20 protein-coding genes and 2 tRNA genes are annotated in these 19,996 nt (G+C 66.7%); 15 read left to right on the top strand and 7 right to left on the bottom strand.

Features of this window, described 5'->3' with window-relative positions; translation table 11 throughout:
* The first annotated feature begins 6 nt into the window (after positions 1 to 6).
* From K2X73_RS14440 to K2X73_RS14425, 4 genes are all read left to right on the top strand, one after another.
* Positions 7 to 180 carry a hypothetical protein gene (locus K2X73_RS14440; protein ID WP_294111962.1) on the top strand — a complete coding sequence of 58 codons (174 nt, stop codon included), beginning with the start codon at positions 7 to 9 and terminating at the stop codon, positions 178 to 180.
* 21 nt (positions 181 to 201) lie between these two features.
* Positions 202 to 1,257 (top strand): ribonucleotide-diphosphate reductase subunit beta, encoded by a 1,056-nt coding sequence (locus tag K2X73_RS14435; protein ID WP_294111959.1) that lies wholly within the window; start codon positions 202 to 204, stop codon positions 1,255 to 1,257.
* 200 nt (positions 1,258 to 1,457) lie between these two features.
* Positions 1,458 to 1,628, top strand: a complete 171-nt coding sequence (locus K2X73_RS14430; RefSeq protein ID WP_294111957.1) for a hypothetical protein — start codon at positions 1,458 to 1,460, stop codon at positions 1,626 to 1,628.
* A 377-nt stretch (positions 1,629 to 2,005) separates the two neighbouring features.
* A complete protein-coding gene (locus K2X73_RS14425) occupies positions 2,006 to 2,353 on the top strand; it encodes a nuclear transport factor 2 family protein (RefSeq protein WP_294111956.1) in 348 nt (115 codons plus the stop codon).
* A 108-nt stretch (positions 2,354 to 2,461) separates the two neighbouring features.
* Here the strand turns inward: K2X73_RS14425 and K2X73_RS14420 are convergent, their stop codons facing one another.
* A complete protein-coding gene (locus tag K2X73_RS14420) occupies positions 2,462 to 3,451 on the bottom strand; it encodes an NADP-dependent oxidoreductase (RefSeq protein WP_294111954.1) in 990 nt (329 codons plus the stop codon).
* A gap of 132 nt (positions 3,452 to 3,583) precedes the next feature.
* Positions 3,584 to 4,777, bottom strand: coding sequence for a DUF2171 domain-containing protein (locus K2X73_RS14415; protein ID WP_294111952.1), 1,194 nt, complete (start codon positions 4,775 to 4,777; stop codon positions 3,584 to 3,586).
* Between the two features lie 229 nt (positions 4,778 to 5,006).
* Between K2X73_RS14415 and K2X73_RS14410 the strand changes: the two genes are divergently transcribed.
* Both K2X73_RS14410 and K2X73_RS14405 read left to right on the top strand, forming a co-directional pair.
* Positions 5,007 to 5,082 (top strand) — tRNA-Ala (locus K2X73_RS14410).
* Positions 5,083 to 5,194: 112 nt separating this feature from the next.
* Positions 5,195 to 5,932, top strand: coding sequence for a hypothetical protein (locus tag K2X73_RS14405; RefSeq protein ID WP_294111950.1), 738 nt, complete (start codon positions 5,195 to 5,197; stop codon positions 5,930 to 5,932).
* Here K2X73_RS14405 and K2X73_RS14400 read toward each other — a convergent pair.
* Positions 5,929 to 6,498, bottom strand: coding sequence for a response regulator (locus K2X73_RS14400; protein WP_294111948.1), 570 nt, complete (start codon positions 6,496 to 6,498; stop codon positions 5,929 to 5,931). The genes K2X73_RS14405 and K2X73_RS14400 overlap by 4 nt on opposite strands.
* 102 nt (positions 6,499 to 6,600) lie before the next feature.
* On the opposite strand from K2X73_RS14400, the gene K2X73_RS14395 reads away from it, so the two are divergent.
* Positions 6,601 to 8,151 (top strand): NAD(P)/FAD-dependent oxidoreductase, encoded by a 1,551-nt coding sequence (locus tag K2X73_RS14395; protein ID WP_294112091.1) that lies wholly within the window; start codon positions 6,601 to 6,603, stop codon positions 8,149 to 8,151.
* A gap of 7 nt (positions 8,152 to 8,158) precedes the next feature.
* On the opposite strand, the gene K2X73_RS14390 is transcribed toward K2X73_RS14395, so the two are convergent.
* Positions 8,159 to 8,563 (bottom strand): flagellar protein FliS, encoded by a 405-nt coding sequence (locus K2X73_RS14390; RefSeq protein ID WP_294111946.1) that lies wholly within the window; start codon positions 8,561 to 8,563, stop codon positions 8,159 to 8,161.
* Complete coding sequence (gene fliD, locus K2X73_RS14385; RefSeq protein WP_294111945.1) at positions 8,560 to 10,023, bottom strand: flagellar filament capping protein FliD; 1,464 nt, start codon at positions 10,021 to 10,023, stop codon at positions 8,560 to 8,562. The genes K2X73_RS14390 and fliD overlap by 4 nt, the downstream gene beginning before the upstream one ends.
* Positions 10,024 to 10,173: 150 nt before the next feature.
* On the opposite strand from fliD, the gene K2X73_RS14380 reads away from it, so the two are divergent.
* The 3 genes from K2X73_RS14380 to K2X73_RS14370 are packed head-to-tail and all read left to right on the top strand — an operon-like array spanning position 10,174 to position 14,320.
* Positions 10,174 to 12,537 (top strand): HAD family hydrolase, encoded by a 2,364-nt coding sequence (locus tag K2X73_RS14380; RefSeq protein ID WP_294111944.1) that lies wholly within the window; start codon positions 10,174 to 10,176, stop codon positions 12,535 to 12,537.
* A complete protein-coding gene (locus K2X73_RS14375; protein ID WP_294111943.1) occupies positions 12,537 to 13,352 on the top strand; it encodes a class I SAM-dependent methyltransferase in 816 nt (271 codons plus the stop codon). The genes K2X73_RS14380 and K2X73_RS14375 overlap by 1 nt, the downstream gene beginning before the upstream one ends.
* Positions 13,353 to 13,402: 50 nt before the next feature.
* On the top strand, positions 13,403 to 14,320 hold the full coding sequence (locus K2X73_RS14370; RefSeq protein ID WP_294111942.1) for an AraC family transcriptional regulator: 918 nt from the start codon (positions 13,403 to 13,405) through the stop codon (positions 14,318 to 14,320).
* Here the strand turns inward: K2X73_RS14370 and K2X73_RS14365 are convergent.
* Complete coding sequence (locus K2X73_RS14365) at positions 14,317 to 15,600, bottom strand: isoprenylcysteine carboxylmethyltransferase family protein (protein ID WP_294111941.1); 1,284 nt, start codon at positions 15,598 to 15,600, stop codon at positions 14,317 to 14,319. The two genes, K2X73_RS14370 and K2X73_RS14365, sit on opposite strands and share 4 nt — an antisense overlap.
* Before the next feature lie 93 nt (positions 15,601 to 15,693).
* On the opposite strand from K2X73_RS14365, the gene K2X73_RS14360 reads away from it, so the two are divergent.
* The 5 genes from K2X73_RS14360 (at position 15,694) to mtnA (ending at position 18,714) form a co-directional block, all read left to right on the top strand.
* Positions 15,694 to 15,767: transfer RNA gene (locus K2X73_RS14360), tRNA-Gly, on the top strand.
* A 97-nt stretch (positions 15,768 to 15,864) separates the two neighbouring features.
* Positions 15,865 to 16,494: a methylthioribulose 1-phosphate dehydratase gene (locus tag K2X73_RS14355; protein ID WP_365980734.1), complete on the top strand. Its 630-nt coding sequence runs from the start codon at positions 15,865 to 15,867 to the stop codon at positions 16,492 to 16,494.
* Positions 16,491 to 17,027: a cupin domain-containing protein gene (locus K2X73_RS14350; protein ID WP_294111940.1), complete on the top strand. Its 537-nt coding sequence runs from the start codon at positions 16,491 to 16,493 to the stop codon at positions 17,025 to 17,027. The genes K2X73_RS14355 and K2X73_RS14350 overlap by 4 nt, the downstream gene beginning before the upstream one ends.
* Complete coding sequence (gene mtnC, locus K2X73_RS14345) at positions 17,024 to 17,659, top strand: acireductone synthase (RefSeq protein WP_365980732.1); 636 nt, start codon at positions 17,024 to 17,026, stop codon at positions 17,657 to 17,659. Before K2X73_RS14350 ends, mtnC begins: the two co-directional genes overlap by 4 nt.
* A complete protein-coding gene (gene mtnA, locus K2X73_RS14340; protein ID WP_294111937.1) occupies positions 17,656 to 18,714 on the top strand; it encodes an S-methyl-5-thioribose-1-phosphate isomerase in 1,059 nt (352 codons plus the stop codon). Before mtnC ends, mtnA begins: the two co-directional genes overlap by 4 nt.
* A gap of 6 nt (positions 18,715 to 18,720) precedes the next feature.
* Here mtnA and K2X73_RS14335 read toward each other — a convergent pair whose 3' ends face one another.
* A complete protein-coding gene (locus tag K2X73_RS14335) occupies positions 18,721 to 19,995 on the bottom strand; it encodes a sugar MFS transporter (protein ID WP_294111935.1) in 1,275 nt (424 codons plus the stop codon).
* Between the last annotated feature and the right edge of the window lies 1 nt (position 19,996).

Raw genomic sequence — 19,996 nt, 5'->3', positions numbered from 1 at the left:
GGGATCATGGCGCTCGTCGCGCTCGCCACCGGGGGCGCGGCCGCCTACACCTTCACCCGCCCGGCGGCGGACGAGCCCGCCATCTATCGCCGCCGCATTGCCGGAACGATGTTGACGGCTGGCGCGGTGGTGCTGGCTTTTTATGCGTATACGCTTTGGTCCTGGGGGGCCGGGCAATAATCTTTGTTAGTGGAGCAGAACATGTCCCTCCTCTCGGCTCGCAAGACCTACAAGCCCTTCGAATATCCCTGGGCCTATGATTTCTGGAAGCGCCAGCAGCAGATCCACTGGATGCCCGAGGAGGTGCCGCTCGGCGAGGATTGCCGCGATTGGGCGCAGAAGCTCTCGGCGCACGAGCGCAACCTGCTCACGCAGATCTTCCGCTTCTTCACCCAGGCCGATGTCGAGGTGCAGGATTGCTACCACGACAAATATGGCCGGGTGTTCAAGCCGACCGAGATCAAGATGATGCTCACCGCCTTCAGCAATATGGAGACGGTGCATATCGCCGCCTATTCGCACCTGCTCGACACGATCGGGATGCCCGAGACCGAATATTCGGCCTTCCTCGATTATGCCGAGATGAAGGACAAGCACGATTATCTGCAGCAGTTTGGCGTCGATACCGATGAGGATATCGCCAAGACGCTGGCGATGTTCGGCGGCTTCACCGAAGGGCTGCAGCTGTTCGCGAGCTTCGCGATGCTGATGAACTTCCCGCGCTTCAACAAGATGAAGGGCATGGGGCAGATCGTGTCGTGGTCGGTGCGCGACGAGAGCCTGCACTGCGAAGGCATCGTCCGCTTGTTCCACGAATTCGTCCGCGAGCGCGATTGCCTCACCAAGGCGGTGAAGGATGACATCGCCGATGTCTGCCAGACGACGGTGCGGCTGGAGGATGCGTTCATCGACCTGGCCTTCGAGCAAGGCCCGGTGACGGGGATGACGCCCAAGGAAATCAAGAAGTATATCCGCTACATCGCCGATTGGCGGCTCGGCCAGCTCGGCATGAAGCCGATCTACATGATCGACGAGCACCCGCTGCCCTGGCTCGCGCCGCTGCTTAACGGCGTCGAGCACGCCAATTTCTTCGAACAACGCGCGACCGAATATTCGAAGGGCGCGACGCGCGGCAATTGGGGCGAGGTGTGGGACAGCTTCGACAAGCGCCAGCGCGCCAAGCTCGGCAAGGCCGAGGTCGCGAACGAGGACGGCGAGGCGGACATGTTCGCGCAAGCCGGCGTGGCGGCGGAGTAAGTTTCTTTCACGCTACGAGGGAGGTGCGATGGAGACACTTTGAAGGACTGCGTTGCTCGGGAGAAAGACAAGATTACCCGGCTTCTTTGCTCGATGATTGCTGGCGGAATAATAAGATCAAATAGGCGACCAGACGCTTTCACGGCACATATGCGGGTAACTCGAAGATTGGACTCCCGACTTGCGATATAGGAGGCAGAATGAAAATTCGCGTCTACCCAATCGCAGATAGTTGGACTTGGGAAATTGAGGATGACGAAGGTGTCTATCTGCGTTCTACGTGGGTTTTTGACACCTACGATTTGGCTCGCACCAATGCTTGGGCGGAGTCGCACCTCGTTAACGCCCAATTGGAACTCCAACAGCTGTGAGGAGAAGGGGTGGCGGCTTTGCCGTCCCCCCTTCTTCCCGAAGCAATAGGCCTCATGCCATGCAACCAGTCTCACCAGATCACGGGCACAAAACGTCGCATGTTGGGCGTGGCGCGCTCGGCAACAACGCGCACAACTTCGCTTAGTTGGCAGACTAGGCGGCACTATCGCCTTTCATCGCCAGCTGGTACCCAACAAGGCGCGAACCGGACGGCCTGACGCGCGGCGCGTGGCATCGTCGGCCGGCAACAGGGCCGATCGTCCCGAAAATCATGCCCAGCCGCCACAATGCCGGGACGCCAATTGTTCCGGGCACGGCGCTCCCCTAAATTGCTCTTCGTTAAAGGCGTACAAACGGTAGAGCAAGGGAACAGAAAATGTCCATCGAAAGCCTGTTAAACGAGAAAATCGAGCTGATGAAGCAAGGCCGCATGGCTGAAGCTACCGAGAAATACTTTGCGGAGAACGCAACCAGCGACGACCACAACGGCAGTAAAACCGGCTCTCGTCAAGATATGATCGACAAAATGAATAGCTTTGTCGGTTCAATATCGAAAGTAAATGAAATTACTCTCCATTATTCCGCGATCAATGGGGATGTATCTTTTACCGAGTGGACGTTTGATTTCGATCATCAAGGCGGTGGCAAAACCCACTGGCACGAAATCGTCCGCTCGGTGTGGAAAGATGGCAAGATCGTCAACGAGCAATATTTTCTATGCTAAAATGTGATAAGCGCCTTTCTCGCGCGTGATTTGAACGGGCGCCGTAGAGTCTACGTCGCCCCTTTTCGACCGTCACGACGGGTGGCACGCAATGCGGCCGAACCGCGCTTACACCCGAACCAGCATCTTCCCCTTGTTCTGCCCGCTGAACAGCCCGAGAAACGCCTCGGGCATCTCGCCGAGCCCGTTCACCACGGTTTCCTCGCGGTGGAGCTGCCCCGCCTGCAACCAGCCGGCCATGTCGCGGTAGAATTCGCCCGCGCGGCTCATGAAATCGCTGACGATGAAGCCCTTGATCGTCAGCCGCGCGCCGATCACCCGCGCCAGATAGCGCAGCTCGGTCGGCTTGCCGTCGTTATAGATGTCGATCATCCCGCAGATCGCGAAGCGAGCGCGCTCCTTGGCCACCGCGAGCGCGGCGTCGAGATGCTCGGCACCGACATTGTCGAAATAGACGTCGATCCCCTCGGGCGCGGCGGCGGCAAGCGCCTTCACCAGCGACCCTTCGGCCTTGTAGTCGATCACCGCGTCGGCGCCCAGCGCCTTCACCCAGGCGCACTTGTCCGCGCCGCCGGCCGAGCCGATCACGCGCATCCCCTTGGCCTTGGCGATCTGCACCACGGTCGAGCCGACCGCGCCGGCGGCGGCCGAGACGAATACTGTGTCCCCGCTCTGCGCGCCCGCGACTTCGAGCAGGCCGAAATAGGCGGTCATCCCCGGCATCCCCAATTGGCCGAGATAGGCCTGGGGTTCGACCGGCAGATCGGGCAGCTTCTGCACATGCGCGCCGGGCAGCACCGCTTCGTCGCGCCAACCGTCCATGTGAAGCACCAGCGTGCCCACCGGCACATTGGGATCGGCGCTTTCCACCACCTCGCCCACCGCGCCGCCCTGCATCGGCTGGCCAAGCTGGAAGGGTGGGGTGTAGCTCTTCACGTCGTTCATCCGCCCGCGCATATAGGGATCGACCGACAGCCAGCGATTGGCGATCCGCACCTGCCCCGCCTCCAGCGGGCCGCCGAGCAGCTCGACCAGTTCGAAATTTTCCGCCGTCGGGGTGCCGATCGGTCGCGATTTGAGCGTCCACGCCTGCGCCATCTTTTCCTCTCCAGATCTCGATACGGGCGCGACACTAGCCCCGGCGGCGCCGAAGGCAACCGGGTCGCCACAAAAACAAAGCCCCGTCCCCACAAGGGGGTACGGGGCCGAAAGCGTCGCTTGGATTGTCGATCAGCTGTGCTGATCCTCTTGTTCCTCGCGCCACGCGGCGATCGCTTCTTGCGCGGTCTTGCGGATCGCGACCTTCTCGCCCACCGATTCGATCCAGCGCGAGGGGATCGAGTGGTGCTTGCCGCCGGCATTGCTGTCGCTCTTCGTCAGCAGGATGCGGTCGCCGAGCACGTGATCGACCGTGCCGACATGCTCGCCATCGGAACCCACGACTTCCATATGCTCGCGCACCTGGCGCAGCGACGAGCGCTGGCCCTGGCGCTCGGCACGCCAATTCTCGAACTCGCTGTGGAACCGCTGGCGGTTTTCGCGGCGATATTCATCGTAATCGCGATCGATCGACTCGATCTGCTGGCGGCGCCAGCTGCCATAGTCATCCTCGTCCGATCCGCGGGTCCAGCCCGATCCGGCGCCGATCCACTCGCCGTTCTGGAAGGTCGGCCCGCGCTGATTCGAATAGCCACGGATACCGCCGGGATAGCGTTCCTCGCTTTCATCATGCTCGTGGCGCTGGCCCTGCTGGCCGCCGCCCCAATTCTGGCTGCCACCACCCTCGCGCTCGTCATAGCGCTGATCGAGCTCGCGGCGGCGCTGGGCGCGTTCGTCGCCCATCCAGCTGCGGACCTCGTCGCCGGCGCGCGCCATGAAGCCGCGATCCTGATAGTCGTAATCACTCGCCTGATAGCCATAGCCCCCCTGCTGGCCGCCGCTCCGGCTGGTGTCGCCGCCGCGCTGATCATGGCCGTAAGCGCCTTCCGAATGGACCTGGCCACGCTGACCATAGGGGCCGTAGCCGCTGCCTTCGTGATGTTCCTGCTGGCTAAAGCGCTGGCCCTGCCCGCCATAATTGCCCGGCCCGCCGAAATTGCCGCGTGGCTGGCCCTGGGTGTAGTTGCGATCCTGATAGCTCTGGGCGCGTTCGCGCTGCTCGGCGCCATAGCCTTGGACTTGCTGACCGGAAGCCTCGCCACCCTGATAGCCGCGCCCGCCATGGTCGCCATAGCCGCGCTCCTGGCCGAAGCCGCCCTCGCGCCGCTGCCCGCCGGGCCGATCTTCGCGTCCCTGGCGGCTGGCGCCATATTCACGCGCGGTGGCGTCGTCGTGACGTGGTGTCCGCGTTCCGCCACGCTGGCCGTCCTGCGTCAGATAGCTGCCGGTGCTTTCCTCATTGGGATTATAGCGGTTGTCGCCCATCGCCGTTCCTTTCGCCGAGCTTGCTCGCAAGGCGCGTCGCCTGCCCGGCGCAGGCGGCTGGCGCCCTGTTCTCGACAGTCAACGGGGGATGGCTTTGCCCGTTCCGCTGCGGCGCCCACGCCTTGTCGCAACGCCCGCGCGGCTGGCCGTGGGCGTTCCGATTAGCGGCGGATCGAAAGGCGTTGCATCGCGGCGCGGCGCCCGCTAAAGGCACGCGCTCCGGCGATGTGGGGCTGTAGCTCAGTTGGGAGAGCGCTGCAATCGCACTGCAGAGGTCGGGGGTTCGAATCCCCCTAGCTCCACCACTTCTTACGCCGGCCCGCCATTTCACCATCCTGTCGCTGGCGGTTCATTCTGTCCTACCTTGTGAAACAAGCGTAACATCCGCCGCCAGCAGTTCGATTGCGGGAGAGGGCGATGTTCGACGCGTTCGCCGTTCAGCAGCGGTTGGTCGATCGCGGCCAGGCCATCTCGGTCGATGGCGATTTCGGCCCGAAAAGCTATGCCGCGTTGCTCGCCTGGGTGGCGGCCAAGCCCGCCCCGAGCACGCTGATGTTGAGCTTCGGCACCGCCTGCGCGCGCTATTTCCCGCAAAACGCGATCACCAGCGCTTTGCGCATCGCGCACAACATCGCCCAGGCGGCGGTCGAGACGTGGAGCTTTTCGCGGACCAGCGAGAATCTCAACTATAGCCCGGCGGGCTTGATCGCGACCTTTGGGTTGCAACGGATCAGCTCGGCCGACGCGCAGCGGCTTGGTCGGCAACCGGGCGAGCAGGTCGTGCCGCCTGATCGGCAAGCCGCGATCGCCAATCTTGTATATGGGGGCGCCTTTGGCCGGCTGAACCTGGGCAATACCGCCCCGGCCGACGGGTGGACCTATCGCGGTCGTGGCTGGAAGCAGCTGACCGGACGAGCCAACTATGCCCGGATCGCGAGGATCACCCAGCTGCCCGTGGTGGCCCAGCCCGATCTGTTGCTCGATCCCGATACCGGGGTACGCGCCGGCTGCCTGTTCTGGACCGCGAATGGCTGCAATGCGTTCGCCGATGCCGACGACATCTCCGGCCTTACGCGCAAAGTGAATGGCGGCCTGAACGGCCTCGCCGAGCGCGAGGCGGCACTGGCGCGGGCGAAACTGGTTTTGGTCCCTTAAGCCTGTATCCCCACCGCCGCGAGCCGCGCCTGAGCCTGCGCGAGCGACGCGAGCAACCGGCGTTCCTCGGCGCGGGTGGCGGCGAGTTGGGCGCGCGCTTCGCCCAGTTCCATCGCTCGCGTCGCGATCCGTGCGTCGAGCGCCGCGTTGGCGCGCTTCAGTTCGGCGATCCGGCGGCCACGCGCGATCACGCGCTCGATCCGAGCGGCGAGTTCGGTGAAGGCGAAGGGTTTGGCGATATGATCGTCGGCACCGGCGCCCAGCGCCTCGACCGCGGCCTCGCTGTCGCCGCGCGCGGTCATCATGATCACGGGCAGATCGGCCGTCGTGCGCGCGGCCCGGATTTCGCTTAGCAGCTCGATCCCGTTCATTTCGGGCATCACCATATCGATCAACACCAGATCGAAACCGCGCCCGGCGATCAGATCGAGCGCTTCGCGCCCCGTGTCGCTGAGCGCGACGAGATAGCCGAGCGCGCTCAGGCGCCGGCCGAGCACGCCCAATTGGGTACGGCTGTCGTCCACCGCGAGAATGCTGTGCTGCGCGAGAATCGGCGTGTCGCTCATCATGGTTCCTTGCGCGCGGAGCTTACATCCCGCTCCGTCACGAACGCGTTAACCGGCGCCCGCCTTGCGGCGGCGGTGGAATTGCGCCAGCACCCATCGGCGATGGGGTGGGACGCGATCGTCATCGGTGGCGGGCATAACGGGCTGGTCTGTGCCTGGTATCTGGCGCGCGCCGGCAAGCGCGCGCTGGTGCTCGAGCGGCGCGGCGTCGTAGGCGGCGCGGCGGTGACTGAGGAATTCGCCCCCGGCTTCCGCAACTCCACCGCGAGCTACACGCTCGGCCTGCTCGATCCCGCGATCCAGCGCGACATGGCGCTTGGCCGCCACGGGCTGCGGGTGGCGAGCCGGCCATACGCCAATTTCCTGCCGACCGAGGATGGCCGGTATCTGCTGATGGGCGGCGGGCAAAGCGCCGCGGCGGTCGCGCGCTTTTCGCCCGCCGATGCCGCCGCGCTGCCCGATTATGAGCGGCGGCTAGGCGCGGTGGCCGAGGTGCTGCGCCTGCTTGCCGATCGCGCGCCACCGGCGGCCGATCCAGCCGGGCTGTGGCGCGCGATCGATCAGGGGCGTCGGTTGCTGGGGCTGGGCGCCGAGGCGAAGCGCGACGCGATCGACCTGTTCACGCGCAGCGCGCGCGAGGTGCTGGCGGGTTTTTTCGAAAGCGCGCCCGTCCAGGCGGTGTTCGGGTTCGACGCGGTGGTCGGCCATTATGCAGGGCCGTCGACGCCGGGGAGCGCCTATGTCCTGCTCCACCACGTCTTCGGCGAAGTGAACGGGGTGAAGGGCGCCTGGGGCCATGCCATCGGCGGCATGGGCGCGGTGACGCAGGCGATGGCGCGGGCGTGCGAAGCGGCGGGGGTGACGATCCGCTGCGACACGCCGGTCGCGCGGGTGCTCGCCGAGCATGGGCGGGTCGAGGGGGTCGAACTCGTGAATGGCGAGCGCATCGCCGCGCGCGCGGTCGCCGCCAACGTCCACCCGCGCACGCTGCTGCTCGACATGCTCGATCCCGGCCTGCTCGAACCCGGCTTGCGCGCGCGGATCGGCCAGCATGTCAGCGGTTCGGGCACGTTCCGGATGAACGTCGCGCTCAGCGGACTGCCGCGCTTCGCCGCGCTGCCGGAACCCGGCGAGCATCTGAAGAGCGGCATTATCCTCGCGCCGAGCCTCGATTATATGGACCGCGCCTTCGACGACGCCCGGTCACGCGGCTGGTCGCGCGCGCCGATCGTCGAGATGCTGATCCCCAGCCTGGTCGATGGCAGTCTCGCCCCGCCCGGCCGCCACGTCGCGAGCCTGTTCGCGCAGCATTTCGATCCCGCGCTCGACTGGAGCGACGACGCCCGAGCCGCCGCCGCCGAGGCGGTGCTCGATACCGTCGAACGCTTCGCCCCCGGTTTCCGGGCGTTGATCGTCGGGCAGATGGCGCTCAGCCCCGCCGATCTCCACGCCCGTTTCGGGCTGGTGGGCGGCGACATCTTCCACGGGCGCATGTCGCTCGATCAGCTCTGGGCGGCGCGCCCGGTCTATGGGCTCGGCAGCTACCGGATGCCGGTGAAGGGGCTGTGGCTGTGCGGCTCGGGCGCGCATCCCGGCGGCGGGGTGAGCGGGCGGCCGGGGCGCAACGCCGCGCGGGCGATGCTCGCGCAGTGAGACGGGCCTATGCCGCGCCGCGCAGCTGGCGCCAAGCGGCGGCGATCTCGGCCATGTTCGCCGCGACTTCCTGGAAGGGCCGCGGATCGAGGCTGAGGCTCGCGTCGAGAATCTGCTTGCGCGCGCCGCGATAGACCCCGGCGAGCGTCTTGGCGACCGGGCCGCCACGCTCGAAATCGAGCCCGGCCTCGAGCGCGAACAGGATCGCGACCGCGCGCGCGATCTTCTCGCTCTTCACCGCCAGATTGCCCGCCCGGATCGCCGCCGCTGATGCCGCGAGCGCGCGGCCCAGCTCTTCGTAGAGCAGATCGACCAGGCCATGCGCATCCGCGGTCGCGGTGCGCCCGGCGAGATCGACTTGGCGATAGGTGGCCTCTGGATTGCGGCCGAGCCGGGGAGCGAGGCCGCTCATCGACCGCCCCCGTTCCAGGCGTCAATCTGCTGGGTGAGGAAGTTCTGCGCCGAGCGATAGGCCGAAACCCGCGCGTCGGTGCCGGCGAACTGCCGCGTCAGCCGCGTCCGCATCGTTTCGGCGTCGTCCCTGGCCTTTTGCTGCTGCTTGTCGAGGCTCACCTTGCTCGCGGTGTAGCGCGCCTGGCTCGCGCCGAGCCCGCCGACGGTGCTGTTCGCGCGATCGGCGAGCGCCTGGAACGCCGCCGCCAGTCCGCCCCGGGTCGAGGTGGCGCCGTCCTGGAACATCGCCTCCACCGCCTGCGGATTGTCGCGCAGCGCGCGGTCGAGCTGATCGGTCTTCACCGTCAGCGTGCCGTCGCGATTGGTCGCGACCCCGATCTCGGCGAGCGTGGTCGGCGCGCCCCTGGTCGTGCTTGTCCAGAGCGGCACCTGGGTCAGCCGCCCCAGCCCGCCCTTCAGGTCGCGCGCGGCGTAATCCGCCTTCAGCGCGCCGTTCTGCGGATCGGTCTGCTCGGTGATCTGGCCGATCACCTGATTATAGGTATCGACGAAATCGAGCACCGCCTGGCGCAGCGCGCTGGTCGGCGGGGTATTGCCGAGCGAAACGCTGGTGCCGGGCGCGGCGCTTACAAGATCGAGCCGGACCCCGGCGATGAGGTCGCTGATCGTGTTGCTCGAGCGCTTGAAGCTCAACCCGTCGACGACGACCTCGGCATCCTGCGCGCCGGTGCCGATCCGCGCCGGGCTGCCGACATCGACCGCGAGCTGATCGAGTCCGGCATCCTGGCTGGTGAGCTGGTACCCCTGGGTCGCGCCGGTCTGCCCTTTCAGCGCGAGGCGGAAGCCGGCGCCATCGGCCACGACATTGGCGGTGACCCCGGCATTGGCGGCGTTGATCGCCTTGGCAATGCCATCGAGGCTGTTGTTGCTCGCATTGATCGTGATGGTCATTGGGCTCGCGCCGGGATTGGCGGTGAAGCTGGTGAGCGCGCCGTTCGCGGTGGTCGCGGTGCCGAGCGTCAGCGTGAGCATGCCGGTGCCGATCGCGGCGGTGCGATCGGCGAAAACCGGGCTCGCGCTCGCCTGCGCCTGCGCCACCGAGCGCACCTCGACCTGCGCCGAAAAGCCGTTAAGCCGCGCGAACGGCAGCGCAGCCGCGCGCACGACATTACTGTTCGAGCTGCTCGGCTGGGTGACCAGCGTGCCGCCCTTGGTGAGCGACTTCAGCGAGCTGGCGAACTGGCCGATCACGCTCTTCAGATTGCCGGCGGCGGAAATCTGCGCGGTCAGCGCCTCGCTCTTCGCGGTGAGCTGCTGATTCTTTGCGGAAAACTGCGCATCGACCAGGCTGCCAACGAGCGAGGCATAATCGATCCCCGAACCCGCGCCCAGCGAGCTGAGGATTTGCGACGTGCTCGAAGCGTTCGTCGTGCCGGTGCTCGTCGTGTTGGTGACCATGCCGCCCTTTCCTGAACCGAGAAACGACCGGCGGCGGCAAAGCTTTAGCGATTTGCGATCAGGCGAAACGGCCGAAATACCGCATTTCCCCCATGTTTAACGCCGCTTTTACCATTTTCGTCAACTGATGCGCGCAACCGGGGGGAAAGCATGACCGTTATCCGCGCGCACGACATCGCCACCTTGCTCGATCAGGCGCCCGCTTCTGTTCGGGTGCTGTCGCTCGACTGTTTCGATACCTTGCTATGGCGCAACGTCCACGCGCCGATCGACGTGTTCGCCGATCTGCCGATCACGGGCGGCGGGGTGGAGCCGCGGGTCCGCGCCGAGCGCTACGCCCGTCACTTCCGACGCCAGGCGGACGGGTTCGACGAGGTCTCGATCGAGGCGATCCATGCCGTGCTGCAACCGTACGAAGAGCGCCGCGCCGCCTCGGTCGCGGCCGAACTCGCGGCCGAAGCACGGCATTGCTACCCCTTTGCGCCCACCGTCGCACTGATCGACGCGGCGCGGGCGCGCGGGCTGCGGGTGATCATCGTCTCCGACACCTATCTCGCCGAACCGCAACTACGCGGGCTGATCGCGACCGTCGCCGGGGCGGGGGTGGCGGACGCGATCGAGCGCATTTTCTGCTCCAGCGAATATGGCGTCGCCAAGGCGCAGGGGCTGTTCGAGCATGTGCTGAAGGCGCTTGATCTGCCGGGCGAGGCGATCCTGCACATGGGCGACAATCCGGTGGCCGACGCGCAGGCGCCGGTGAAGTTGGGCATCCATGCCGTCCATTTCGAACAATTCGCCCCCGGCATTCAGCAGCAACTGCGGCTGGAAGCGGTGGCAGCGACCTTGGTAGAGCCGCGCACCCGGGTCAGCGTGCCCGCGCTCCAGCCGCACCGCCCGGCGCTGTCGCTGGGGCATGGCGGCGACGATAGCGCGACGGCGCTGGGGCATGACGTGCTCGGCCCGATCATGCTCGGCTTCGTAAAATGGGTGCGCGACGAGATCGAGGCGCTTGCCCGCGAGACCGGGCGCACCGTTCGCCCGGTGTTCGTGCTGCGCGACGGCCATCTGCCCGCGCGCGCTTTCGAGGCGGCGGGCTTTGGCGAAGCGGCGACGATCGAGCTGAGCCGCTTCACCGCGCGCCGCGCGAGCTTCGTCGACGAGGCGGCGGTGCACGCTTATCTGAACCGAGAGGATACGCCGCTCAACAAGGTGGTCGGCCGCCAGCTGCTGCTGGAGGACGACGAGATCAAGCGTCTGCCGCCTCACCCCAAGGCGTTCCGCGCCAAGCTGGTGGAGCCGCAATGGCTGCGCAAGATCGTCAGCCGCAGCAAACAGTTCGCCGGCCGCCTCGCCAAGCATGTCGCGCAGCAAAGCGGAATCCAGCCGGGCGAGCAGCTGATGCTGGTCGATCTCGGCTATCAGGGCACGGTGCAGGACATGGCGGCACCCGTGCTCGCCGAGCGGCTCGGCGTCGGCGTCAGCGGACGCTACCTGCTGCTGCGCGAGTCCGAGCCGACGCGGCACGAAAAGCGCGGCCTGCTCGATAATCGCCATTATGACGGCCGCGTGCTGGGCGCGCTGATCCGGCAGATCGCGGTGGTCGAACAGCTGGTGACCTTGGCGCAAGGCTCGGTGATCGACTATCACGCCAACGGCAAGCCGATCCGCAAGGCCGCCGACATCAAGGGGCGCCAGAGCACGATCCGCGACACCGCGCAGGCGGGCGCGCTCGCCTTCATCGCGCATCACGACACCGGCAAAGCGCGGCCCGCCCAATCCGACGGTGGCGATGCCGAACGACGGATGGTGGCGAGCGTGCTGGCGCGACTGCTGCTGCTGCCGCGCTCGGCGGAGGTCGCGCTGCTCGAAGCGTTCGACCACGACGTCAACCTCGGCACCGAATATACCACCAAGCTGATCGACCGCACGGCCGCCACGGAGGGTCTGCGCCAGCGCGGGCTGACCTATCTCGCCGGGATCGAGCGCATGTATCCGGCGGGCGAGATCCAGGAACATGGTCTACCCTTCGCGCTCAGTATCGCGGCGATCGGCACGCTGGGGCTCGATTTCCGCCAATCCGATTTCGAGGCGCACGCCTTCTCGGTGCCGGTCTTGATCGCCGACGACAAGGCGCAGCTGATGATCAGCGCCGAAGCCGTACCGACGCATGAGGGCTTTTACCGAATGAGCCTGCCGATCAACCCCGGCGCCTATGCGATCGGCGTGCAGCTGGGCGCGATCGCCGAGCTGGTCCAGGTCGAGGCGGTGTCGATCGAGGCGGTCGACGATTTCGTGAAGGCGCGCGAACGGCGCCGCGCGGTGCAGCCGCTGCTCGACGGGCTGGAGCGGCTCGCCGAGGGAATTTACCGCGCGACGCCCGCCGCGCTGCTGTTCGTGCCCCCAGCCGAGCAGGGTCCAAGCGGCGACCCGCGCCTGTTGACCGTAACCTTCCGCCCGATCGTGCGCCGCGCCGTCGGCGCCTTGATCGCCGGCGCCAACCAGAAGGCGGCGTGATGCCCGATCTGCTGATCCATTCGATGGCCGAATTCGCCGACATCATCCTCGGCGCGCTCGATCTGGCAGAGGCTACTACCCTCGCCGAAATCGGCGCCGAATATGGCGGGATGAGCGCGCTGCTCGCCGATCATGTCGCCGCGCGCGGGGGCACGTTGGTGTCGATCGACCCCGCGCCCAAGCCCGAATTCGCCGATTGGCTCGCCGAACGCCCGCAGGTGACGCATTTGCCGCTGCCAAGCCTGGAGGCGATCCCAACGCTTGCGGGTATCGACGCCTGGCTGATCGACGGCGACCATAACTGGTACACCGTCTATCACGAATTGCGCGCGATCGACGCGATCGCCAAGCGCGACGGCAAGCCGTTGCTCACTTTCCTGCACGACATCCATTGGCCGGTCGGACGGCGCGACATGTATTACGCCCCCGATCGCATCCCGGCCGAATTCCTCCACGAGCATAGCTATGAAGGCGGCACCGTGCCGCACGAGCCGTTCCTGCGTCGGAACCGGGGCTTTCGCGGCATGGGCCATTATGCGCTCGCCCTGCATGAAGGCGGCCCGCGCAACGGCGTGCTGACCGCGGTCGAGGATTTCCTGGCCGAGGAATTGGAGGCCGGACGCGAGCTTGGCTTCTGCGAAGTGCCCGGCGTGTTCGGCCTTGGCATCCTGTTCGCCTTCGACGCGCCGTGGAGCGCGGCGCTCGCCGATCTGGTCGTGCCATGGCACCAGAATAAATTGTTGCAATCGCTCGAGGCCAATCGGCTCGCCAACTATCTGAAAGTGATCGAATATCAGGACCGGGGCGCGGCCTGATACGTATCCGCGCGCTCTTGGGCGCTCAGAGCACCGATGCTAGCGTAACGATGCGCGCAGCTCGGAGTCTTGCGATGGCGGACGGCAGCTATCAAACCCAGCTCGGCTACAGGGTGTTCGACGATATCATCTGGACCGGGCCGCCTCAGGTAAGCGCCGTGAGCGTCCCGCACGTGGACGCCCGGCTCGTGATGATGGGCGGCGTGAACAAGCCGGGCACGCATGTCGCCGATGCGACCCGCAACGACCATGGCCTCGACGCGCTGATCGTCAACCGCGGCGGCCGCGGCCGATTGGAATTCCGCACCGAGGGTACGCTCATCAAGAACGAGGCGGCGATGCGCGATCTGGTCGCCTTCATCCCCAACGGGATGGATACGAGCTGGGAGATGCCGCACAATAGCCAGTCGTTCACGCTGTTCGTGCCACGGGGGCGCTTCGCGGCGCTTGCCGGGCGCGCGCCGGCGCCGGTGCTGCCTTCCCGCCATCACCGGCTGGCCTGGCTCGGCTCCCTGATCGAGCGCGAGATGCGCAGCGCCGGCCCGGGCACACCGCTGCTGATCGACGGTCTCCTGCGCGCGATCGCGGCGGGGCTTGTCGAGCTTGATGCGCCGCTGCCCGCCGCGCCGGGCAGCGCCGGTCGACTCGACCCAACAACCATGTCGCGGATACGCGACTTCCTCGCTGCCCGGGTTGGCGAGCCAGTGACGCTCGACGCGGTCGCGCAGGTCGCGCGGATGCCCCCTGCCCACTTCGCGCGCGCCTTCCGCGAGACGACCGGGCAAACGCTGTTCCGCTTCACGATGGCGCAGCGCCTCGCGCTCGCGTGTGAACTGCTGGCGGACGAGGAGCGGTCGCTCACCTCGGTGGCCTTGGCGTGCGGCTTCGCCGGCCTGCCGAGCTTCAACATGAGCTTCGCACGGGCGATGGGACTAAGCCCGCGCGCCTATCGCGCCGGGTTGAGTTAAGCCGTCCCCCGCCCGCTGAGCCACGCGAAGAAGCGTGGCACGGGCCCGTGGCGCGCCATCCACTGCGAATAGGCCTGATAGGCGGGATCTTGGCCGAGATGCGCCTCCTCGGTCCGCGCGCGCCAATAATAGATACCGGCGACTACCGCCATCAGGATCGTCGCCCGCGCCGCGTCGACCATGTTGCCGGTCGACAGGAACGGCAACGTCGAGCACCACCAGAACAGGTTTTTGGAGAGATAGGCGGGGTGGCGTGACCAGGCATAGGGGCCATGGGTCAGCACGCCGCGATGGGTGAGGTTGGAAAAACGCAACCCGAACGCCAGCGTCGCCCAGGCATAAATCCCCGTTAGCGCGACCAGCAGCACGCCGTTGAGCGCGAGCAGCACTGGTTGTCCCGCAAGCCAGTGAGTCCAGTCGGCGGTGCCGGGGTGATAATCGAGCGGCGCCCCCGGCCCCATCAGCACGAAGGGTGGATAGCAGATCAGCGCGGCGGTCCACCCCGCCGCGTAAGGATTGGCGCTCCTGATGTGCGAATCGAGCGGACGCAGCGTCAGCACATAGCCGACGGTCGCGAACGCCACGTCGATCACGAACATGAAGGTGATCAGCCAATTGGCGAGCTTCACCGGATCGGCCAAGACCGCCCGCCAATCGGCGCGGATGAAGTCACCGAACCCCGGCGGGACGATCGCCAGCATGAAGGCAAGGAAGAAGCCTTTGACCGCCCAGGCGCGCAGATGAGCGTTGATCGCGGGCCAGTCGGCCGGCGCGCTGTTCATCAGCCACGCGCCAAGCGCATGTGCGCCGTCCTTGGGCTCGATCAGCTTGCGGTCGATCCAGAAGATATAGGGGATGGCGCCCAGGAACACGAACGGCGCGGCATAGCCGAGCACCAGCATCGAAAAGGCGTAATTGCCCTGCCAATAAAAACGCAGCGTGCCATAGACGATGGCGATGCCGACCCAGGTGACCCACAACCCGGAGAGCTTGGTGAGGCTGACATCGAACGTCTCGCGCCAATCGCGCTTCAACGACCAGTCGATGCCGGTCGAGGGGCTGCGATGGACCTTGTCGACGAACACCGACCAGGCAACCATGGGCAGCCCGCAGAACGCCAGGTTCATCAGCGCCGAATAGGGTCCGTCCATGCCGAACCAGCGGGCGATGCCGATCCACAGCAATACCCCGGCAAGCCCGGCGAAGCCGACTCCGCTCGAGACCGCCGAGGGCGGGCGTTGTTCCTGCGCGGCGCGCGCCAGGGCGGGATCGTGCAACATGGTGAAAAACCTAGCCCGGCAATGGTAAGCAAGCCGTCAATGCCGCCCACGACTTGCCCCGGCGCGCGCGAGCCGGTATCGGCCGGGGCGCGCGCGGGTATAGCACAAGGGTAGTGCAGCAGCCTTCCAAGCTGAATATACGGGTTCGAGTCCCGTTACCCGCTCCACCTTCTTCCCGCCGCATCGGACTTTTTCGGCGGTTGCCTTGAAGCGGGCGGCGCTCTACCCGCCGGGCTTCGCGTTAACGAATTGGGGATCGCGTTCATGGCAGGGATGACGCTGGTCGAAGCGCGCGCAGCGATCGTGCAGGTCGGGCGCTGGCTCGACGGCAAGGGCTGGGCGCCGGCGACCGCGGGCAATTATTCGCTCCGCCTGGGCGACGGGCGGATCGCGATCACCGTCTCGGGCCGCCACAAGGGCCGGCTGACCGAGGCCGATGTGATGACCGTCGATCTCGACGGCAATCCGCTCGACGCCAAGCGCCCCTCGGCGGAGACGGTGTTGCACTGCGCGCTCTACCGCCAGTTTCCGGACGTGAACGCGGTGCTCCACAGCCATTCGCCACACGCGGTGGGCCTCAGCCGCGCGCTGCCGGGCGATCATTACCGGCTGGCGGGGCACGAGATGCTGAAGGTCCTCCCAGGCATCGCAACGCACGAGGCCGAAGCGGTGCTGCCGATCGTCGACAACAGCCAGGATATGGAGGCGCTCGCCGGCGCGATCATGCCACGACTGGTGCCGGGGACGACACCCGCCTATCTTATCCGCGCGCACGGCCTTTATGGCTGGGGCGCCGATCTGGCGGAGGCCGAAGGCGTGATCGAAGCGATCGAATGGATGATCTCCACCGAACTCGCGCAGCTGCAATTCGCGCGGCATCTGGGGCTGAAATGAGCCGGCTGCGCGTTTTCGCCGAGGACGCGCCCGACGCGCCCTTGCTCGATACCGATGAGGAAGCCGCGATTGTCGCGGCGCTCGCGCCGGTCGGGGTTCGTTTCGAACGCTGGCCATTGCGCGACCTGGCGGAGGGCACGGATGCCCTTACCGCCTATGCGCCCGAGATCGAACGGCTGAAGGCCGAAGGCGGCTATCAATCGGTCGATACCGTCGCGATGATCCCCGATCATCCGGCGCGCGCCGAACTGCGCACCAAATTCCTCGACGAGCACACCCATGCCGAGGACGAGGTACGCTTCTTCGTGGAGGGCGAGGGGCTGTTCACGCTCCATGCCGAGGGGCACGTGTTCGCGATGCTGTGCACCGCGGGCGATCTGATCGCGGTGCCGGCGGGGATGAAGCATTGGTTCGACATGGGGCCAAGCCCGCGCTTCACCGCGATCCGCCTCTTCCTCAACCCCGATGGCTGGATCGCGCGCTTCACGGGTGACGCCATCGCCAGCCGCTTCCCGCGCCACGAACCCGCGTGATCCAGGCGATCCTGACCGATATCGAGGGCACCACCTCGAGCATCGATTTCGTGGCGCAGGTGCTGTTCCCCTATGCCCGTGAACGGCTGCCCGACTATTGCGCGGCGCACACCGAGGCGGTCGCGCCAATCCTCGCGGAAGTCTCGGCGAGCGCGCCCGGCGATCCAATCGAAACGCTGCTTCGCTGGATCGACGAGGACCGGAAGGCGAAGCCGCTCAAGGAGTTGCAAGGGCTGATCTGGGCCGATGGCTATGCGAGCGGGGCTTTCACCGGCCATGTCTATGCCGACGCGGTGGCGGGCCTGCGGCGCTGGCACTCGGGTGGCCTGAAGCTCTATGTCTTCTCCTCGGGCTCGGTCGCGGCGCAGAAGCTGCTGTTCGGGCATAGCGATGCGGGCGACCTGACGCCGCTGTTCAGCGGCTATTTCGACACCAAGACCGGGCCCAAGCGCGAGGCGGCGTCCTATGCCGCGATCGCGGCGGCGATCGGCGTGGCGGCCGACGCGGTATTGTTCCTCTCCGATACGCCGGAGGAAGTTGGCGCTGCCCGCGCGGCCGGGATGAAGGCGCTGCGGGTGGATCGGGCGCGCGGCGAGGGCGATGTCGCCAGCTTTGATGAGGTGATGCCATGAAACTCGCCGGCGAATGGCATCGCTCGATCACCCGCACCGCTGATGGCGCGGGGGTGCGTATCCTCGACCAACGGCTGCTGCCCTGGGAGGCGCGCTGGGTCGAACTGCGCTCGGCCGCCGCCGCCGGGCAGGCGATCCGCGAGATGTGGACGCGCGGCGCGCCCCTCATCGGCGCGACGGCGGCCTATGGCCTGGCGATGGCGCTCGCGGCGGGCGACGAACTCGACGCGGCTTATGCCCTGCTGCTCGCCGCGCGGCCGACGGCGGTGAACCTCAAATGGGCGCTCGATCGGATCGCGGAGGCGGTGCGCAACCTGCCGCTTGACCAGCGCCCCACCGCCGCCTTCGCGCGCGCCGATGCGATCGCGGACGAGGATGTTGCGCTCAACCAGGCGATCGGGCGACACGGGCTTGAGCTGCTCCGCGCGCTCCACGCCAAGGCGCCCGATCGGCCGGTGAACGTGCTGATGCACTGCAACCCCGGCTGGCTGGCGACGGTCGATTACGGCACCGCCACCGCGCCGATCTACCTCGCGCATGACGAAGGACTGCCGGTGCATGTGTGGGTGGACGAAACCCGCCCGCGCAACCAGGGCGCCCTGCTCACCGCGTTCGAGTTCGCCGGCCACGGCGTGCCGCACACCGTGATCACCGACAATGCCGGCGGCCATCTGATGATGCAGGGCCAGGTGGACGCGGTAATGGTCGGCACCGATCGGGTGACCGCGAATGGCGATGTCTGCAACAAGATCGGGACGTATCTGAAGGCGCTGGCGGCGGCGGACAATGGCGTGCCCTTCTACGTCGCCCTGCCCTATACGACGTTCGACCCCGCGACCGCCACGGGTCGCGACGTGCCGATCGAGGAACGCTCGGGCGACGAAGTGGTGTTCGCCGCCGCCGAGGGTGGCGCGGCCCGGCTCACTTTGTCGGGCGCGGCAAACCCGGCGTTCGACGTGACGCCCGCGCGGCTTGTCACGGCTTATATTACGGAGCGCGGGGTCGTGGATAAGGACGGGCTCGCGGCGCTGGCGAGCGCGCCGGAGCCGGCATAACCCTCGTTAAACGGCCGGCCGCCGCGCATACCAGCCATAGGCCGCGATCAGCGCGTAGCAGAGCGCGGGCAGCGCCATGGCGACGCGCAGGTTCGATTGGTCCGCCAGCCAGCCGGTGAGCGGCGGGATCACCGCGCCGCCGACGATCGCGGTGGCGATGATGCCCGACCCTTCCGCCGCGCGCTTGCCCAGCCCCTCGCTCGCCAGGCTGAAGATCGTCGGGAACATGATCGAGTTCATCAGCCCGATCGCGAGCAGGCTCCAGCCCGACACCGCGCCGAAGCTGTGGGTGGAGACGAACAGCAAAATGATCGCCCCGAGCGCGACCCCGCCCAACACCTTGCCCGGCGACACCAGCCGCAACAGCCCCGCGCCGATGATCCGGCCGACCATCGCCCCGCCCCAATAATAGCCGACATGCTTGCCCGCCTCGAGCTGCGACAGCCCCATCACGCTCGACTGTTCGAGATAGTTCACGATCAGCGAGCCGATCGCGACCTCGGCGCCGACATAAAGGAAGATGCACGCCGCGCCGAAGCCAAAGCGCGGGCGGCGGAGTAGATCAAACCCGCCGAACAGCCGCGCATTGGCGTCCGTGCCGGTGCCCGCCGGCAGCCGGTTGCGCCGTGTCCACACCACCGCCGCCACCACGAGCAGCGCGGCGGCGAGGCCGAGATAGGTGTTCACCACCGTCTGCGTTTCGGCCGTGCGATAGGCGCTGAGCGCGGCGCCCGACAGCGTCGCGGGATCGACCTTGCTCAGGCTGCCCAGGATCAGCGCCGAGCCAACGATCGGGAAAATGGTGGTGCCGATCGAGTTGAACGCCTGCGCGAAGGTCAACCGGCTGTGCGCGCTACGCGGCGGGCCGAGCAGTGAGATCAGCGGGTTGGCGACCACTTGCACCATCGTCACGCCGGCGGCGAGCACGAACAGCGCGCCCAGGAACACCGGGAACAGTCCGGATTGGGAGGCGGGCACGAACAGCAGGCACCCCGCCATCATCGCCAGCAACCCAAAGCTCGCGGTGCGCAGATAGCCAAAACGCGACACCACTGCGGCGGCGGGCAACGAGAACACCAGATAGGCCATGAAATAGGCCGATTGCACCAGCAGCGCCTGACCATAGCTGAGCGTGAACAGCTCCTTCAGCTTGGGGATGATGACATCGTTCAGGCTGGTGATGCCGCCGAAGATGAAGAACAGCGCGAAGACGAAGAACTGCAGGTCGGGCGCGTTCACGCCCTCACTCTCGGTCGTCGTCTGGCTGGGGGCGAGCGCCATG

Source organism: Sphingomonas sp., from assembly GCF_019746665.1.
In the GTDB taxonomy this organism is placed as follows: Bacteria; Pseudomonadota; Alphaproteobacteria; order Sphingomonadales; family Sphingomonadaceae; genus Sphingomonas.
The sequence above is the reverse complement of the archived record's forward strand: the minus strand, read 5'-3'. Positions and strand labels throughout refer to the sequence as shown.

Bases quoted from the DNA above. Each gene is read 5' to 3' on its own strand.
- K2X73_RS14440 (WP_294111962.1), top strand. From the start codon at position 7: ATGGCGCTCGTCGCGCTCGCCACCGGGGGCGCGGCCGCCTACACCTTC.
- K2X73_RS14435 (WP_294111959.1), top strand. From the start codon at position 202: ATGTCCCTCCTCTCGGCTCGCAAGACCTACAAGCCCTTCGAATATCCC.
- K2X73_RS14430 (WP_294111957.1), top strand. From the start codon at position 1,458: ATGAAAATTCGCGTCTACCCAATCGCAGATAGTTGGACTTGGGAAATT.
- K2X73_RS14425 (WP_294111956.1), top strand. From the start codon at position 2,006: ATGTCCATCGAAAGCCTGTTAAACGAGAAAATCGAGCTGATGAAGCAA.
- K2X73_RS14420 (WP_294111954.1), bottom strand. From the start codon at position 3,451: ATGGCGCAGGCGTGGACGCTCAAATCGCGACCGATCGGCACCCCGACG.
- K2X73_RS14415 (WP_294111952.1), bottom strand. From the start codon at position 4,777: ATGGGCGACAACCGCTATAATCCCAATGAGGAAAGCACCGGCAGCTAT.
- K2X73_RS14405 (WP_294111950.1), top strand. From the start codon at position 5,195: ATGTTCGACGCGTTCGCCGTTCAGCAGCGGTTGGTCGATCGCGGCCAG.
- K2X73_RS14400 (WP_294111948.1), bottom strand. From the start codon at position 6,498: ATGAGCGACACGCCGATTCTCGCGCAGCACAGCATTCTCGCGGTGGAC.
- K2X73_RS14395 (WP_294112091.1), top strand. From the start codon at position 6,601: ATGGGGTGGGACGCGATCGTCATCGGTGGCGGGCATAACGGGCTGGTC.
- K2X73_RS14390 (WP_294111946.1), bottom strand. From the start codon at position 8,563: ATGAGCGGCCTCGCTCCCCGGCTCGGCCGCAATCCAGAGGCCACCTAT.
- fliD (WP_294111945.1), bottom strand. From the start codon at position 10,023: ATGGTCACCAACACGACGAGCACCGGCACGACGAACGCTTCGAGCACG.
- K2X73_RS14380 (WP_294111944.1), top strand. From the start codon at position 10,174: ATGACCGTTATCCGCGCGCACGACATCGCCACCTTGCTCGATCAGGCG.
- K2X73_RS14375 (WP_294111943.1), top strand. From the start codon at position 12,537: ATGCCCGATCTGCTGATCCATTCGATGGCCGAATTCGCCGACATCATC.
- K2X73_RS14370 (WP_294111942.1), top strand. From the start codon at position 13,403: ATGCGCGCAGCTCGGAGTCTTGCGATGGCGGACGGCAGCTATCAAACC.
- K2X73_RS14365 (WP_294111941.1), bottom strand. From the start codon at position 15,600: ATGTTGCACGATCCCGCCCTGGCGCGCGCCGCGCAGGAACAACGCCCG.
- K2X73_RS14355 (WP_365980734.1), top strand. From the start codon at position 15,865: ATGGCAGGGATGACGCTGGTCGAAGCGCGCGCAGCGATCGTGCAGGTC.
- K2X73_RS14350 (WP_294111940.1), top strand. From the start codon at position 16,491: ATGAGCCGGCTGCGCGTTTTCGCCGAGGACGCGCCCGACGCGCCCTTG.
- mtnA (WP_294111937.1), top strand. From the start codon at position 17,656: ATGAAACTCGCCGGCGAATGGCATCGCTCGATCACCCGCACCGCTGAT.
- K2X73_RS14335 (WP_294111935.1), bottom strand. From the start codon at position 19,995: ATGGCGCTCGCCCCCAGCCAGACGACGACCGAGAGTGAGGGCGTGAAC.